General features: G+C 59.5%; 13 protein-coding genes. 6 read left to right on the forward strand and 7 right to left on the reverse strand.

Features of this window, described 5'->3' with window-relative positions; genetic code table 11:
* Nucleotides 1–6: 6 nt before the first annotated feature.
* The gene (gene zapE, locus I6E56_RS01900; RefSeq protein ID WP_197135642.1) at nucleotides 7–1,017 is read right to left on the reverse strand and encodes a cell division protein ZapE; all 1,011 of its coding nucleotides are present in this window, start codon (nucleotides 1,015–1,017) and stop codon (nucleotides 7–9) included.
* Between the two features lie 138 nt (nucleotides 1,018–1,155).
* Here zapE and I6E56_RS01905 point away from each other — a divergent pair, with 138 nt between their 5' ends.
* Together I6E56_RS01905 and I6E56_RS01910 are read left to right on the forward strand one after the other, a co-directional pair.
* Nucleotides 1,156–2,055, forward strand: coding sequence for a sulfurtransferase (locus I6E56_RS01905; protein ID WP_197135643.1), 900 nt, complete (start codon nucleotides 1,156–1,158; stop codon nucleotides 2,053–2,055).
* Between the two features lie 6 nt (nucleotides 2,056–2,061).
* Complete coding sequence (locus I6E56_RS01910) at nucleotides 2,062–2,502, forward strand: SufE family protein (protein ID WP_374061234.1); 441 nt, start codon at nucleotides 2,062–2,064, stop codon at nucleotides 2,500–2,502.
* 62 nt (nucleotides 2,503–2,564) lie between these two features.
* Here the strand turns inward: I6E56_RS01910 and I6E56_RS01915 are convergent, their stop codons facing one another.
* On the reverse strand, nucleotides 2,565–3,773 hold the full coding sequence (locus I6E56_RS01915) for a S9 family peptidase (RefSeq protein WP_197135645.1): 1,209 nt from the start codon (nucleotides 3,771–3,773) through the stop codon (nucleotides 2,565–2,567).
* A gap of 79 nt (nucleotides 3,774–3,852) precedes the next feature.
* On the opposite strand from I6E56_RS01915, the gene I6E56_RS01920 reads away from it, so the two are divergent.
* The 4 genes from I6E56_RS01920 to I6E56_RS01935 all read left to right on the forward strand — a co-directional run bounded on the left by I6E56_RS01920 (nucleotide 3,853) and on the right by I6E56_RS01935 (nucleotide 9,098).
* The gene (locus tag I6E56_RS01920) at nucleotides 3,853–4,449 is read left to right on the forward strand and encodes a DUF3000 domain-containing protein (protein WP_197135646.1); all 597 of its coding nucleotides are present in this window, start codon (nucleotides 3,853–3,855) and stop codon (nucleotides 4,447–4,449) included.
* Nucleotides 4,442–5,698 carry an HRDC domain-containing protein gene (locus tag I6E56_RS01925; protein ID WP_307842723.1) on the forward strand — a complete coding sequence of 419 codons (1,257 nt, stop codon included), beginning with the start codon at nucleotides 4,442–4,444 and terminating at the stop codon, nucleotides 5,696–5,698. Before I6E56_RS01920 ends, I6E56_RS01925 begins: the two co-directional genes overlap by 8 nt.
* 77 nt (nucleotides 5,699–5,775) lie before the next feature.
* Complete coding sequence (locus tag I6E56_RS01930; RefSeq protein WP_197135651.1) at nucleotides 5,776–6,972, forward strand: thiolase family protein; 1,197 nt, start codon at nucleotides 5,776–5,778, stop codon at nucleotides 6,970–6,972.
* Between the two features lie 2 nt (nucleotides 6,973–6,974).
* A complete protein-coding gene (locus tag I6E56_RS01935; protein WP_197135652.1) occupies nucleotides 6,975–9,098 on the forward strand; it encodes a 3-hydroxyacyl-CoA dehydrogenase NAD-binding domain-containing protein in 2,124 nt (707 codons plus the stop codon).
* A 124-nt stretch (nucleotides 9,099–9,222) separates the two neighbouring features.
* Here the strand turns inward: I6E56_RS01935 and dxs are convergent, their stop codons facing one another.
* The 5 genes from dxs to dut form a co-directional block, all read right to left on the reverse strand.
* Complete coding sequence (dxs, locus tag I6E56_RS01940) at nucleotides 9,223–11,169, reverse strand: 1-deoxy-D-xylulose-5-phosphate synthase (protein ID WP_197135653.1); 1,947 nt, start codon at nucleotides 11,167–11,169, stop codon at nucleotides 9,223–9,225.
* A gap of 141 nt (nucleotides 11,170–11,310) precedes the next feature.
* On the reverse strand, nucleotides 11,311–14,127 hold the full coding sequence (gene acnA / locus I6E56_RS01945; protein WP_307842823.1) for an aconitate hydratase AcnA: 2,817 nt from the start codon (nucleotides 14,125–14,127) through the stop codon (nucleotides 11,311–11,313).
* A gap of 181 nt (nucleotides 14,128–14,308) precedes the next feature.
* Nucleotides 14,309–15,040: a DUF3159 domain-containing protein gene (locus I6E56_RS01950; protein WP_197135655.1), complete on the reverse strand. Its 732-nt coding sequence runs from the start codon at nucleotides 15,038–15,040 to the stop codon at nucleotides 14,309–14,311.
* Nucleotides 15,037–15,645, reverse strand: coding sequence for a DUF3710 domain-containing protein (locus tag I6E56_RS01955; protein ID WP_197135656.1), 609 nt, complete (start codon nucleotides 15,643–15,645; stop codon nucleotides 15,037–15,039). Before I6E56_RS01955 ends, I6E56_RS01950 begins: the two co-directional genes overlap by 4 nt.
* Nucleotides 15,642–16,106 carry a dUTP diphosphatase gene (gene dut / locus I6E56_RS01960; RefSeq protein WP_197135657.1) on the reverse strand — a complete coding sequence of 155 codons (465 nt, stop codon included), beginning with the start codon at nucleotides 16,104–16,106 and terminating at the stop codon, nucleotides 15,642–15,644. Before dut ends, I6E56_RS01955 begins: the two co-directional genes overlap by 4 nt.
* Between the last annotated feature and the right edge of the window lie 29 nt (nucleotides 16,107–16,135).

A 16,135-nucleotide genomic window follows, 5' to 3' on the forward strand; every position in this document is an offset into this window, starting at 1 on the left:
AGCGTACTAGGCGTTGTTCGAGGTGAGGGCGATTAGGCGCGAAACTGCTCGGAGATACTTCTTGCTGTATCCGCCGTTGAGCATGTCTTCGGGGAAAACTGCATCCAGCGCAGTTCCCTCGGCGTACACCGGGATCTGGGCGTCGTAGAGACGATCGACGAAGGCCACGAAACGTAACGCATCCGTCTGGTTGGTGAACTCGTGTACCCCCGTCAGCGCAATCGCGTCAATGCCCTCAATCAACTTGACGTAGCGCGAAGGATGCACGCCAGCCAAGTGCTTCAGCACGCCATCGAACGAGTCCAGAGTGACAACGCCGGGTAGCGCAGAAATTGCCGCGGCCGCGTCGTCGACCGCGATGGCATGCGCGCCAGTATCGCGTCGGCGATAGTCGAGGCCGTCAATTCGGATCGTCTCAAACTTGGCAGCCAGAGAGTCGATTTCACGCAAAAAGTCTTGGGCGGCAAACCTGCCCTCGCCCAGTGCATTCGGAGGAGTGTTGGATGTTGCGGCGATTTTGGTTCCCGATGCCACTAGTTCCGAGAGCAGCCGAGAAATGAGACGGGTATCACCTGGATCGTCTAGTTCGAACTCGTCGATGCACACGAGCGACGCACCCTTGAGTAGCTCTACCGCCGGCGCATAGCCGACCGCGCCGACCAGCGCCGTATATTCGATGAAGGTTCCGAAGTATTTGCGACCAGCCATCTGATGCCACAGCGCGGCAAGCAAGTGAGTCTTGCCCACGCCGAATCCACCATCGAGATATACGCCCGGCTTTGCCACCGGCGCCTTCTTTCGCGAAAAAAGTTTCGCCTTCTGTGCACCGGTCAGAAAGTGCCGCATCGCTGCCACGGCAGCCCCCTGTGACGGGTAGTCCCGGTCGGGACGATACGACTCCAAAGTCGCACCGGTGAACTGGCGCGGTGGCACAAGTTCGGAGAGCATCTGCGCTCCGGTCAACGACGGGATACGATCGACTAGACGCTCAGGAGTCGTAGGCGCAGTAGCGCTCATTCTCGGCCTCGGTTATTTTTCGCAGTCTTACGGCAACGCGGTGTAATCAGCGGCGAATGCGTAATTTCTTGGGCAAGGGACCCATCAAGCTTAGTTTGAAGCCCACCCCAGTTTTTCCACCCACAATCGGAGGTAGCTATGACTATCGAATACGACCAAGCCCCCCAATTCGCTGAGTTCTCGCACCCGGAACGATTGGTCACTGCAGACTGGCTTGAAGAACGACTCGGCAAGCCCGGTCTCGTTGTAGTGGAATCTGACGAAGACGTGCTGCTCTATGAAACCGGTCACATTCGCACCGCCGTCAAAATCGACTGGCACACGGACCTCAACGACCCCGTCACTCGCGACTACATCAATGGCGAAGAATTTGCCGAGCTCATGTCGCGCAGTGGCATTGCTCGGGACACCACGGTCGTCATTTATGGCGACAAGACCAACTGGTGGGCAGCCTACGCACTGTGGGTATTCACCCTGTTTGGCCACGAAGATGTACGACTCTTGGATGGCGGCCGCGCCAAGTGGGAAGCGGATGGTCGCGAGTACACGCTCGAGGTCCCCACTCCGACGCCCACCGAGTACCCGATCATTGAGCGCGACGATTCCGTGATTCGTGCATTCCGCGACGACGTGCTCGCCCACTTGGGAAACCCACTGATCGATGTCCGCTCTCCCGAGGAGTACAGCGGAGAACGCACAAGCGCTCCTGCCTACCCTGAGGAAGGCGCTCTGCGTGCCGGTCACATCCCGAGCGCACAGAGCGTGCCGTGGTCAAAGGCCGTTGCAGAAGATGGAACTTTCCGCCCTCTCGATGAACTCAACGCGATCTACCGTGATGGCGCCGGGCTCAAGGATGGCGACCAAGTAGTGGCCTACTGCCGCATCGGTGAACGTTCCAGCCACACTTGGTTCGTGCTGAACTACTTGATGGGCTTCAAAAACGTGCGCAACTACGACGGATCATGGACCGAGTGGGGTTCCTTGGTCGCTGTTCCGATCACGGTGGGCACTGAACCCGGTGACGTCCCATCCCGTTAGACTGAAGTGGTGAGTGAGCAGCAGATCCCTACCCAGTTGGCCGAAATTCGTGACGACTTTCTGGAGCTTGAGTTGAGGGATCGGTTGCAACTTTTGCTTGAGTTCGCTAACGAGCTCCCTGAGCTGCCTGAGAGGTACCGGGACCACCCCGATCTCTTTGAGCGGGTTGAGGAATGCCAGTCCCCCGTCTTCATCTTTATTGAAGTCGAGAACGACATCGTTCATATGTACGCGACGGCGCCACCGGAAGCACCGACTACTCGTGGCTTCGCGTCGATCTTGGCGCAAGGATTGTCCGGGCTCAGCAGCAAAGACGTATTGGAACTCTCCGACGATTACCCCCAATCGCTGGGTCTCGCTAAGGCTGTGAGCCCACTGCGGCTGCGCGGAATGACGGGCATGCTGGCGCGGGCGAAACGACAGATCCGCCTGAAGAGCGTCGTCTAGACCATCTCTATCGATTCTCGAGAGCCGCCGGTGGTTGCTCGACGTTCCGCCATTCGTGAGTTTTAGGCGACGTCGGATTCTTCAGTGACAGCATCCGTGCTCAATTGGAGCGAAAGCCACGTGCGGATCGCTAAGAGCCACCGTTCGCTGTCGTAGTTCCACAGTCTTGTGTGGCCTGCGGTGTCAAATTCTTCGTAAGTGACGATGTCGGGCCGAGCTTCGGCTAGCGCTCGCGAGGGCTCAACCGGAACATACCCGTCGTCTTCGCTGTGCATGAGCAGAATGGGGCGGTCTAGTTCTTCAGCACGATCGACAAAGTTGAGGGTGTCGAAGTCGAGCGGGTTTGCCGTGCCCACGAGGAGTTGAGCTTGGTCGCTCCCCAGCACTGCCACCGCAGCCCGAGGAATCAGCGACGGGATTCGATTCAAATCACCGTGCAGCTTGATCGTTGGCCCCCATGCAATAACCGGAGAGTCAAGTACTAGCCCGATAATCATGTGGCGGTAGCGAGAGCGGATCAGCGTGTGAAGCGCGGTTGCTCCGCCCATCGACCATCCCATGAGAATAATCCGCTCGGCACCAGCAGATCGGGCGTACGCGATCGCCGCTTCAACATCGCGATATTCGGTAGAACCCAATCCATAGCGCCCGTCCAGCGAATCCGGCGCCTCAGTGTCGTTGCGGTACGAAATCGACAGAGAAGTGACTCCGGCATCGTAAAACTCGCCAAGCGCCCGAACCGTTTCGGGGCGCTGCACACCTCGACCGTGAATGTGGATGGCCCACGTCGTGCTCGGAGAAGGTGCGGGAATGAGCCAGGCCGGCGCGAATCCCAGCTCTGTCTGAATCTGCACCTCAGAGAACTCAAGCCCCAGTCCGGCCGGCGTCAGATAAAACCATCCGCTCGTGCGCGCGTTATCTCCGGGATGCGGAACACCGGTTTCAACGTCGATAAGCTCCCGCGCAACCCACTGCGCTCCTTGGGAAACCACGGGCCCAATGCGGGCGAAGCCCGTTTCGTCGGCAAACCACAGGCTGAAGCGCCCTGGTGCTCGGCTCTCTTCCGCTGACGACAACACAATCGTCGACTCCCCCACGGCAAGAATCCGCAGGTTGCTGTCGGCTCGTCCGGGAGGAGTCACCACCCGACGCGCGACCAAGACCGAGAGCACCGCCCCCGCCACGACCCCGAGAGCGGCGATAGCGGCCGCACCGATCGCGACTCCGCCAGCGACTCCGGCAACAATGCGCAAGCGATCCCGTGCCCGCATATCAAAACCTCCGTCTCGTAGCCGCCCTAGCGCGGCGTGCCTCACTAGCGATCGTTCTCGTAAAGCCTAATCTTCAGTCGTGCCCGATTCGCCAGCTGGACCAACACCACCCGCGGCATTTGCTTCAGCGGTTGAGTCGCTTCGTGCTGCGACTTTGCGCCCTGAGCTCGCGATTACCGAGATTTCCGCGCCAACGCAGATCGCTCCCTGGTCTTTTGCTCTTGCTGCGGATGTTACGCCTTCCCGCCATGGTGAAGACTCCGATCTCGGCACCGGCCGGTTCGTACTTCTGTATGACCCCGCGCCTCCCGAGGCGTGGGACGGCGAATTTCGCATCATCTGTTTCGCTCAAGCTCCGTTAGAACCGGAAATCGGTGTCGACCAGTTCCTCAGCGAAGTCACGTGGTCGTGGCTCGTTGATGCGCTCGACAGTCGAAACGCACAGTACGACCAAGTATCGGGAACAGCGACCCGCATTCTGTCCACCGGATTTGGCGAACTCGAGTCCCAACCGGATGGCGCACAAATCGAACTTCGAGCGTCATGGAGCCCCCAAGACCTCGATATTGCCGCACATGTGGAAGGCTGGAGCGAGTTAGTCTGCATGCTTGCCGGACTTCCTCCCACAAATGAAGGAGTCACTATGTTGTCGGCCCGTAGAGCTGGGCGTGAGTAGCGCCACCGACAGTGCAGCCCCTGAGGGCGAGTCGCACGCTACCCAAGCCCCTCATGTTCCCGTTGACGTCATTGACGATCGGGACGAATATCTTGCCGCCGTGGCAGCCATTGCTGCCGGTCACGGCCCCATCGGAATCGATGCTGAACGAGCGAGCGGTTACCGCTACTCTCAGCGCGCGTACCTCATCCAGATTTTCCGCCGCGGTGCTGGTACCTTCCTCTTCGATCCCCCTGCCATTGGTGACTTCAGTGAACTGAACGACGTCATTGCAGAGGAAGAGTGGATTCTGCACGCGGCCACGCAAGACCTCACCTGCTTGCGTGAAGTTGGCCTCCACCCGACGCGCTTGTTCGACACCGAACTGGGTGCACGCATCGCTGGCCTCCCCCGCGTGGGACTCGGCACTGTCGTTGAACATCTGTTGGGCATCCATCTGGCGAAAGAGCATTCGTCAGCGGATTGGTCTACCCGGCCTCTTCCTCAGTCGTGGCTCGTCTATGCCGCCCTCGATGTTGAATTGCTCGTCGATCTCCGCGAAGCGCTCGGCGAAGTTCTGGAAGGCGATGGCAAGGGCGACATTGCTCGTCAAGAGTTCGAGTCAGTTCTTGCTCGTGATTTAAGCCATGTGCGCGCCGAGCCGTGGCGCCGCCTCAGCGGGGTTCATTCAATTCGCGGCGGCAAGAACTTGGCTGTGGCACGCGAGCTGTGGCTTGCCCGGGATGCATACGCTCAAGAAGTCGACACCGCCCCAGGACGGCTCGTGCCCGACGGTGCCCTGTTGGCTGCCGCCAAGCTATTGCCCGAATCAAAGCGCGAATTGTCTAGCCTTCGAGAATTCAGCGGTCGCGCAAGCCGCACGCAGATTGATCGTTGGTGGCAGGCCATTTTGGCCGGGCTGGCATCTACTGACGTTCCCGCGTCGCGAGTAGCCAGCGACACGCTTCCGCCACCGCGGGTGTGGTCGGACAAGAATCCCGCAGCGGATCGTCGCCTCAAGGCTGCTCGCGCCCTCATGGCGGAGTTCTCCGAAGAGATGTCTATCCCGATCGAGAACCTACTGACGCCTGATCACTTGCGGCGTGTGGCGTGGAATCCCCCCGCAGAAATCACGCTCGAAAGCATCTCAGAGGCTCTAACAACGCTCGGTGCTCGCGAGTGGCAACTTGACGTATCTGCACAGTCAATCGCCGAAGCCTTTGTCGAAGCCAACCAAACGCCTGAGGACTCGGACGACACCAAGTCGTAGGAACAATCAAAGGATTCCCCACGCTAATCTCCCCCGCCTAGGATCAGTTCTACATCCAAGGATTTAGTGGAGGCATTGTGGCCAAGGAAACTGAGATTGTATTCGTAGATGGAGTCCGTACTCCGTTTGGACGTGCAGGCGAGAAGGGCATGTTCTGGAACACCAGAGCCGATGACCTCGTCGTCAAGGCGATGATCGGCGTGCTGGAACGGAATCCCCAGATCCCCAAGGATCGCTTCGACGAAGTAGCAATTGCGGCAACAACTCAGACCGGAGATCAAGGCCTCACGATCGGTCGCAGCGCTGCTTTGCTGGCTGGACTGCCCACGTCTGTTCCCGGCTATGCGATCGACCGCATGTGTGCCGGCGCTATGACGGCCGTCACGAATGTGGCTGGCGGAATCGCGTTCGGTGCGTACGACCTCGCCATCGCTGGAGGCGTTGAGCACATGGGCCATCACCCGATGGGTTCGGGTGTCGACCCCAACCCCCGCTTCCTGTCTGAGAAGCTCGTTGATCCCGAAGCCCTCAACATGGGCAACACGGCAGAGAAACTGCACGATCGTTTCCCGCAGCTCACCAAGGAACGCTCCGACGCATTCGCACTGCGCAGCCAGCAGCGAGCCAACGCGGCGTACGAAGCCAACAACATCCAGCCCGACCTCATCTCGGTAGCGACCAAGAGCGAAGCTGGCTGGGGATTGGCGACCCGCGACGAGGGCCTGCGCCCCGAAACAACTCTTGAGGGCCTCGCAGCACTCAAGACGCCCTTCCGTTCACACGGACGCATCACCGCCGGCAACGCGTCCGGCCTGAACGACGGTGCAACCGCCAGCATCATCGCCAGCGGGGATGCCGCACGCGAGTTCGGCTTGAAGCCCAAGATGCGCATGGTGAGTTTCGCCTACGCCGGCGTGGAACCAGAGATCATGGGAATCGGCCCGATCCCTTCAACAGAGAAGGCGCTCCGCAAGGCTGGCTTAACGATCAACGACATCGGCCTTTTCGAACTCAACGAAGCTTTCGCGGTTCAGGTGTTGTCGCTGCTCGATCACTTCGGAATTGACGACGAAGATCCTCGTGTCAACCAGTGGGGCGGCGCTATTGCCATGGGCCACCCCCTCGCGTCGTCAGGTGTTCGCCTGATGATCCAGCTTGCCGCCCAATTCGAGCAGCACCCTGAAGTGCAGTTCGGCCTCACCGCGATGTGCGTTGGTCTCGGCCAGGGCGGATCCGTCATTTGGGAAAACCCGAACTACAAGGGAGCAAAGTAGCCATGACCGAACAGTTTGCACGTCTTTCGGGTCTCGCCAAAGACGAGGTAATTACTCACTCCTTCGTTCGTGATGTGCCGCTCTCCGCTGGCCGTACGCTCGCCCTCATCACTCTCGACAACGGCAAAGACCACACCCGCCCGAATACGCTCGGCCCGGCAACTCTGCTTGAGTTTGCAAAGGTGCTCGACGAGCAAAAGGAACGCGCCGCTGCTGGCGAAATCCACGGTGTCGCCGTCACAGGCAAGCCCTTCATTTTCGCAGCCGGCGCTGATCTCTCGAAGGTCAGCGAGATCCCCGACCGCGAGACCGGCAAGCAGATGGCTCAGTTGGGCCACTGGGCGCTCGGTAAGCTCAGCGAGCTTGGCGTGCCGTCATTCGTGTTTGTCAACGGACTGGCACTGGGTGGTGGCGTTGAGATTCCTCTCAACGCCGACTACCGCACCATCGATAGCTCGGTTCCCGCCTTTGCTCTTCCTGAGGTCTTCCTCGGCCTGATCCCCGGCTGGGGTGGCGCCTGGTTGCTTCCTAACCTGATTGGCATCGAGAACGCGCTCAAGGTTGTTATTGAGAACCCGCTGAAGAATAACCGGATGCTCAAGGGTCCTGAGGCTTTTGAACTTGGGATCGCGGACGCCATGTTTGGCCCCGCGAATTTCCTTGAAGACTCGATTCGCTGGGCCGACGGAGTCATCGCCGGCACCACGAAGGTTAAGCGCAAGAACGAGCCGGGCAAGATCGAACGCACGGTGAAGTGGGATGTCGCTATCGGCATCGCCGACAAGATGCTGGCTAACCGCATCGGCCGCGTTGCTAAGTCTCCCTACGCTGCTCTCGCGCTGCTCAAGGCCGCCAAGAACACCGACAAGAAGACGGGTTTCGAAGCAGAAGATAACGCTCTTGCCGACATGATCTCGGGCGACCAGTTCCAGGCGAGCATCTACGCGTTCAACCTGGTGCAGAAGCGTGCCAAGCGTCCAGCGGGAGCACCTGAGAAGGAGCTCGCTCGCCCCGTCACCAAGGTCGGCGTCATCGGCGCAGGCCTCATGGCTCGCCAGTTTGCGTTGCTGTTTGTCCGTCGTCTGCAGGTTCCGGTGGTCATCACGGACCTCGACCAGACCGCGACGGATGCCGGCGTCGCCGCGATCCACGCAGAGATCGACAAGCTGCATGAGAAGGGTCGTCTCTCATCCGACGACACCAACCGTCTCAAGGCACTCGTCACGGGCACGACCAACAAAGCTGACTTCGCTGACTGCGACTGGGTCATCGAAGCTATCTACGAAGAGCTCGGCGCCAAGCAGGCCGTCTTCGCTGAGGTTGAACAATTCATCTCTGACGAAACAATTCTGGCCACGAATACCTCTTCGCTGTCGGTAGAGCAGATCGGCGTCAAGCTCAAGCATCCTGAACGGGTTGTGGGCTTCCACTTCTTCAACCCGGTGGCCGTAATGCCGCTGATTGAGGTTGTGAAGACGCCGCACACGAACGACGAGACGCTCGCAACTGCCATGGTTACGGCGAAGAACCTGCGCAAGAACGCTGTCATCACCACTGACACCCCTGGTTTCGTCGTGAACCGTATCCTCGCCAAGGTTCTCGGTGAAGCCATGCACGCTGTTGACACCGGAACCCCGTTTGAAGTTGTTGAAGAATCGACTCGTCCCTTCGGCCTGCCGATGACGCCGTTCGAGCTGCTCGAGTTGGTTGGCCTCAAGGTCGGAGCGCACGTGCTCGATACTCATCACGCGGCGTTCCCAGAGCGTTTCTTCGAGAGCAAGAACCTGCACAAGCTCGCCGAGCTCGGGTTCATTTTCGACCGCGACAGCAAGGGCAAGTCGAAGGGCGTCTCTAAGAAGGCCATCGATATCGTCAAGGGCGGAACCTCACCGATGACGGCCGAGGAACTTCAGATTCGGATCGAAGATGGTCTGGCCGATGAGATTCATCGGATGCTCGAAGACGGCGTAGTTGCCGCAGCCGAAGACATCGACCTGTGTCTCATCCTCGGTGCGGGATACCCGTTCCAAATGGGTGGTGTCACGCCGTACCTCGATCGCGCTGGCGCGTCGGAGCGAGCTTTCGGCAGCACGTTCCACAACCCGCCCATCCGCGGAGTTCAATAAGTCCACGCCGCTAGTCGGCACACGCCAAAGGCCCGGTTCAGAGAAACTCTGAGCCGGGCCTTTGGCGTTTAAAAGTTGCGCTCGAGAGCGCTCGCTAGAATCGCGGATGCATTGAGGCTGTGGACTAGCCGCGCTCAGCAGGCAAGCGAAACTCTTCAGAATCCTGCTGAGCGAGCGGGCGCGCGACGGGGATCTTGCTTCCCAATACTTGCGCGACCACATCGCGAGCGATGTGTTGAGGAGTCAAACCGACCTGATTGAGAATGTAGTCGCGGCTGCCGTGGTCGAGGAAACTGTCGGGCAGTCCCAATTCGTTCACAGCGGTATCCACGCCGCTAGCGCGCATGTCTTGTCGGATGCGCGTGCCAATCCCGCCCACGCGCACACCGTCCTCGATCGTGATCACGATGCGGTGATCAGCAGCAAAATCAATGACGCTCTTCGGAACCGGAACGACCCAACGTGGGTCAATCACAGTGGCACCAATGCCTTGAGCTGCCAAGAGCTCGGCAACTTGCAGTCCAGTCTTAGCCATTGATCCGACCGTAACGATGAGAACATCGCGCTGATCGTCTTCCCGCAACACATCGACACCGTCGTCCGTGCGGCGCACGGCGTCGTATTCGGTGCCGACGGTGCCCTTAGCGAAGCGAACGACCGTGGGTGCATCGTCAACCGCTACGGCCTCCCCCAGCTCCTCACGGAGGCGCGCAGCATCGCGGGGCGCAGCAATACGGATGTTGGGCACAACCTGAAGGAGCGCGAGGTCCCACATGCCATGATGGCTAGCGCCGTCTGGGCCAGTCACCCCTGCGCGGTCGAGCACGAAAGTAACCCCTGCGCGATGGAGTGCGACATCCATCAAAACCTGATCAAATGCCCGGTTCATGAAGGTGGCGTAGAGCGCGACTACGGGATGCAAGCCACCGAACGCGAGTCCGGCCGCCGACGTGACCGCGTGCTGCTCGGCTATACCGACGTCGTGAACGCGCTTCGGATACTTCTCTGCGAAACGGTGAAGTCCGGTTGGCCTCAGCATCGCAGCGGTGATACCGACGAGACGAGGATTCTCATCCGCAAGCTTCACGATCTCCTCGGAGAACACTGACGTCCACGATTCCGCGCCGCTGGGTTCAATCGGTTCGCCCGTTGCGGGATCAATCTGCCCCACCGCGTGGAACTGATCGGCGACATCCATGAGGGCGGGCTCATAGCCGCGACCCTTCTCGGTAATAGCGTGCACAATCACGGGTGCACCGTATGACTTCGCCTGTTGCAGAGCCTCGGTGAGGGCACCGATATCGTGACCGTGAACCGGGCCCAAGTACTTAATGTCGAGGTTCGAGTACAGTGCCTCGTTGTTGCTGAAACGGGAGAGGAAACCATGGGTCCCACCACGGATGCCGCGGTACAGCGCGCGACCTGGCCCGCCGAATGCGCCGAAGAAACGCTCGCTTGAGCCGTGGAGCGAACGATAGGAGCGGCGCGTACGCACGCTGTTGAGGAAGTGCGCCATTCCGCCGATAGTTGGCGCGTATGAGCGACCGTTGTCGTTGACGACGATCACCAGATTGCGACTATTGTCGTCGCTGATGTTGTTGAGCGCCTCCCACGTCATTCCGCCCGTGAGAGCACCATCGCCCACAACGGCGACCACATGCCGGTCACTCTGCCCCGTCATCTCGAAGGCGCGAGAAATGCCGTCAGCCCACGAGAGCGAACTCGACGCGTGCGAGCTTTCGACGATGTCGTGTTCTGACTCAGAGCGCTGCGGATACCCCGCGAGGCCCCCTTGCGATCGAAGTTTCGCGAAGTCCTTGCGGCCGGTCAAAATTTTATGAACATAGCTCTGATGTCCTGTATCGAATACCACAGCATCCCGCGGTGAATCGAATACGCGGTGGATGGCGGTCGTGAGCTCAACGACGCCAAGATTCGGGCCCAAATGTCCGCCAGTGCGCGAGACATTCTCGATCAAAAACTCACGAATCTCTTGGGCTAGTTGGGTTAGTTGCGCCGTGGAGAGACCGTCAAGATCCCGGGGACCGTTGATTCCCTCGAGTAAATTCATGCCTTCAGTCTAGGCTTCTTCTTTCCTGTTTTGAACAAATGTGCGTGAGGTTCTGAGCCGACCCACAGCGTCTCTAGGACGCACGAAAGGCGCGCGGCGAGAGCAATGCTCCCTGCCGCGCGCCCTCGGCGCATGCGCCAGTTAGACCAGCGAACGCAATACGTACTGAAGGATGCCACCGTTGCGGTAGTAGTCAGCTTCACCGGGAGTATCGATGCGAAGCTTCGCATCGAACTCGATCGTCGCCTTGCCCTCGGGCGAGTGAGCGGTCGGTTCGGCCACTACATGCAGAGTGCCCGGGATGCGGTCGTCGTTGAGCTCTTCGACGCCCGAGATGCTGATGCTCTCGGTACCGTCAAGTCCCAATGATTCCCAGCTCTGACCTTCAGGGAACTGCAGCGGCAGAACGCCCATTCCGATGAGGTTCGAGCGGTGAATACGCTCGAAGCTCTCGCAAATTACGGCCTTGACACCGAGCAGGCTTGTTCCCTTGGCTGCCCAGTCACGCGACGAACCCGAGCCGTACTCTTTGCCACCAAGAACGACGAGCGGAGTTTCCTCGGCTGCATAGTTCTGAGCTGCGTCGTAGATGAACGACTGCTCAGCATCCGGCGTGGTGAAGTCACGAGTGTAACCACCCTCAACGCCATCGAGAAGCTGGTTGCGAAGACGGATGTTGGCGAAAGTTCCGCGAATCATCACTTCGTGGTTTCCCCGACGCGAACCGTAGGAGTTGAAGTCCTTGCGGTCGATGCCGTGCTCCGCGAGGTAGATACCAGCGGGGCTGTCACCCTTGATCGAACCAGCGGGGCTAATGTGGTCTGTCGTGACCGAGTCACCCAGCTTGGCGAGAACGCGAGCACCCGTGATGGAGCTGACCGGAGTGATCTCCATGGTCATTCCCTCGAAGTACGGGGGCTTGCGCACGTAGGTCGACTTGTCATCCCACTCGAAAGTGGAACCAGTCGGTGTCGGAAGGTTCTGCCAGCGCTCGTCACCGTCAAAGACACCCGCATACTCGTGGGTGAACATTTCACGGTCAATCGACGAATCAATCGTCGCCTGAACCTCGGCGGCGTCTGGCCAGATGTCCTTCAGGAAGACGTCGTTACCTGCCTGGTCTTGGCCAAGTGCGTCGTTGTCGAAGTCGAAGTTCATTGTTCCGGCAAGGGCGTAAGCGATAACCAGGGGCGGGCTCGCGAGGTAGTTCATCTTCACGTCGGGGTTGATACGACCCTCGAAGTTACGGTTACCCGAGAGCACTGCAGTGACGGCGAGATCGTTCTCATTGATCGCGGTGGAGATTTCATCTTCCAAAGGACCAGAGTTGCCGATACAGGTAGTGCAGCCATAGCCGACTGTGTAGAAACCAAGCGCTTCAAGCGACTCGTCGAGGCCCGACTTCTCGTAGTAGTCCGTAACTACTTTGGAACCGGGAGCGAGTGTGGTCTTGACCCACGGCTTCGACTTGAGTCCCTTTGCGGCCGCGTTGCGAGCCAAGAGGCCAGCAGCAAGCATCACTGAAGGGTTAGAAGTGTTCGTGCACGACGTGATTGCAGCAATCGCAACGGAACCGTGGTCGATCGTGAACGACTCTCCGCCGTCGACATTCACCGAGGTCGGCTGCGAGACCGTCAGCGGTGGGTGACTCGCGTGGATTGTCGAGGGCATGTGTGCCCAGTCCTCGTCCTGCGGAGTAGTTCCGCTGGGGTCGGATGCGGGGAAGGATCCCTCAACGGCTGCGTCAACCTTGGTGTGATCCGTTGCCGCATAGTTGTTGAGATCGATTTCGAACTGGCTCTTCGCCTTGGTGAGCTCGATGCGGTCCTGCGGGCGCTTCGGTCCAGCGATCGACGGAACGACGGTACCGAGATCCATTTCGATGTATTCGCTGTAGTTGGGCTCGATGCTCGGGTCGTGCCAGAGCTTCTGAAGCTTTGCGTACGCTTCGACGAGTTCGACCTGCTCTTCGCTGCGGCCGGTGAGGCGCAGGTAGTCAAGGGTCACGTCGTCGATGGGGAACATCGCGGCAGTAGAACCGAACTCGGGGCTCATGTTTCCGATAGTTGCACGGTTGGCGAGCGGCACTGCGCCGACTCCCTCACCGTAGAACTCAACGAACTTGCCGACGACGCCGTGCTGGCGCAACATTTGCGTGATCGTAAGCACAACGTCGGTCGCAGTGACGCCGGCGGGGATCGTGCCGTTGAGCTTGAAACCGACGACCTTAGGGATGAGCATCGAAACGGGCTGGCCGAGCATTGCTGCCTCGGCTTCGATTCCGCCGACGCCCCATCCGAGCACTCCGAGGCCGTTGACCATCGTGGTGTGTGAGTCGGTGCCGACGAGAGTGTCCGGGAATGCCCGAGTCTTGCCGTCAACTTCACGCGTGTAGGTGACCCGCGCAAGGTGCTCAATGTTGACCTGGTGAACGATTCCGGTTCCGGGAGGGACAACCTTGAAGTCGTCGAACGCGCTCTGGCCCCAACGAAGGAACTGGTAGCGCTCGCCATTGCGCTCGTACTCAAGCTCAACGTTGCGCTCAAGCGCATTGTCCGAACCGAAGAGGTCGGCGATGACCGAGTGATCAATCACGAGCTCTGCAGGCGCGAGCGGGTTGATCTTGGTGGGGTCTCCCCCGAGTTCAGCAACGGCCTCACGCATCGTGGCGAGGTCAACGATGCACGGAACGCCAGTGAAGTCCTGCATGACAACGCGTGCCGGTGTGAACTGGATCTCGGTGTCGGGGTCTGCGCTGGGCACCCACGATCCGAGGGACTCGATTTGCGACTTCGTGACGTTCTTTCCGTCTTCTGTACGCAACAGGTTCTCGAGCAGAACCTTGAGGCTAAACGGTAGCTTTTCGTATCCCGCTACCTTGTCGATACGGAACACTTCATAGTCGGACGAACCGACTGTGAGGGTGTCTTTCGACCCAAAACTATTGACTGTCGACACTGTCATCTCCCTTGCTACGGTTCTTCAATCCTTGCGCGGAGCGTGCGCTGCATCCAGCAAGGCAAGCCTAAGGCTGAATCGCAAAAAACGCGCTGCGATCGCGGCCAAAAGTATCTTGACGTCGAGATAAATATACACCATCGTCATCCGGCCGCCTCGACGCCACGGCGATGACGAAGAACTACTTGGACGCCGTGTGGCCGTAAGCGGTGCGCATAAGAAGCCAGGTAACCCACAACACTCCCGCATAAAGCGGAACACCGAGCAAGAGCTTCATCGTTGCTAACGCTTGAGTTGCCTCGGCGAAGTAGAGCGGAAGCTCAATTCCCAGTCGCACGGAAAACAGGCCAGCCCACAGCACGGTGGCAATCAAGGCAACACGGAACTTCGCCTTGTCTTCTCGCCAATCAGCTGCAGTCGGCACCAGCAAAGCCGCGATAAGACCAACCAGCGGGCGGCGCGCAATAACACTCACCACAATCGCAACGAGGAAGACAGCGTTGATCACGAAACCGAGCAGGAAGTTGTCTTCAGCGCGGCCAGTAACAAGCGCAAGGCCCGCAGAGAGAGCGACACCAACGACGCCGACCAGCGCAGAGGACACTGGAGTTCTCGTCGCGAGTCGAACAGCCACGAAGCCCAACGCAACGATTACGGGTGCCACGACAGATGCGACCAGTTCTTGAGTGATCGTGAAGATCACCAAGAACGCGAGCCCGGGCAGAATGGACTCAACCAAGCCGCGCACACCACCCATCGCCGCCAGTAGAGCGCCCGACGTTGGAGCCTCCCCTGGGGCAACATGACCTACGGCCGAACGACGCGCTGCGGCCGCGAGTGCTTCGCGAACTGTCGGATCCGCGGTCACCTGATCATCATCAGATTCGCTCGACGGCCCGTCGACTGAACTCACGCCTGAGATTCCTTCTCGCCCGTTGCCGGCATGTGCAACGGGATGAGGTCGCGAGGGGGCATCGGCGTCGTGCCGCGAATGACGACGATCGAGCGGAATAGATCCTCGATCTTGGTAGCTGCTTCCTGGCTCGTCAGAGCTTCACCGGCGATTACTCCCCGCAGGAACCAGCGCGGACCGTCTACTCCAACGAACCGGGCGATGCGCTTCTCGCCGGGCTTGCCAGCGACAGGAATCTCGGCAAAAACCTCAGGACCAAACGGGCCATCTGAGACCTTCGTTGTGCCGCCCTGCGTGTGAACTTGGTCAATGATCTGCTGACGAATCTCGTGCCAAAGCCCGCTCGACCGCGGGGCCGCAAAGGGTTGGATCTGAAGCGTCGAACCGGCGTAGTCAAGTCCAACCGCAACAACGCGCTTGCTAGCTTCCTCAACTTCTAGTCGCAAGTGCAACTCTTGACGCGGAAGAATCTTCACTCCACCGAGGTCAACGTAGGGGCGAACGGCATTTGCCTCGCTCTCGTCGAGAGGACCATCGGTCGCGCGGTTCTCCGGTGCCGACTTCGGGTGATCCTGCGGCTGATCGGATTCAGTAGTGTCGCTCACGAAGTGGCTCCTTGTTGTGTTGATTCTGCGCGGTATCCCGTCGAACCGAAGCCCGACTCACCACGATGACTTCCAGGAAGGGTAGAAACGGGAATGAATCTAGCCCGAGAAACGGGCATAACGATCATTTGCGCGATCCTATCGCCCGGGGCGATCTCAAAAGTGGATGAACTATCAGTGTTCAACAACGTAACGCGGATTTCGCCTCGGTAGCCAGCATCCACAGTTCCCGGGCTATTGACGACAGTGATGCCGTGGCGGGCTGCAAGACCACTGCGAGGCACCACGAACGCCACGTAGCCGTCGGGCAGAGCGATCGTCACCCCCGTTGCGACGGTGTCTCGTTGGCCGGGCGCGAGGGTGTAACTGCCTGCCGAATACAGGTCAGCCCCAGCGTCACCCGGATGCGCGTATACAGGCGTCTGGCCTGCTGAGATGAGCACCTCTACGTTGTCAATCACGAGTCGAGGCTAGTGCAGATACGCCGTCG

The organism is Salinibacterium sp. NK8237 (assembly GCF_015864955.1).
Lineage (GTDB): Bacteria > Actinomycetota > Actinomycetes > Actinomycetales > Microbacteriaceae > Rhodoglobus.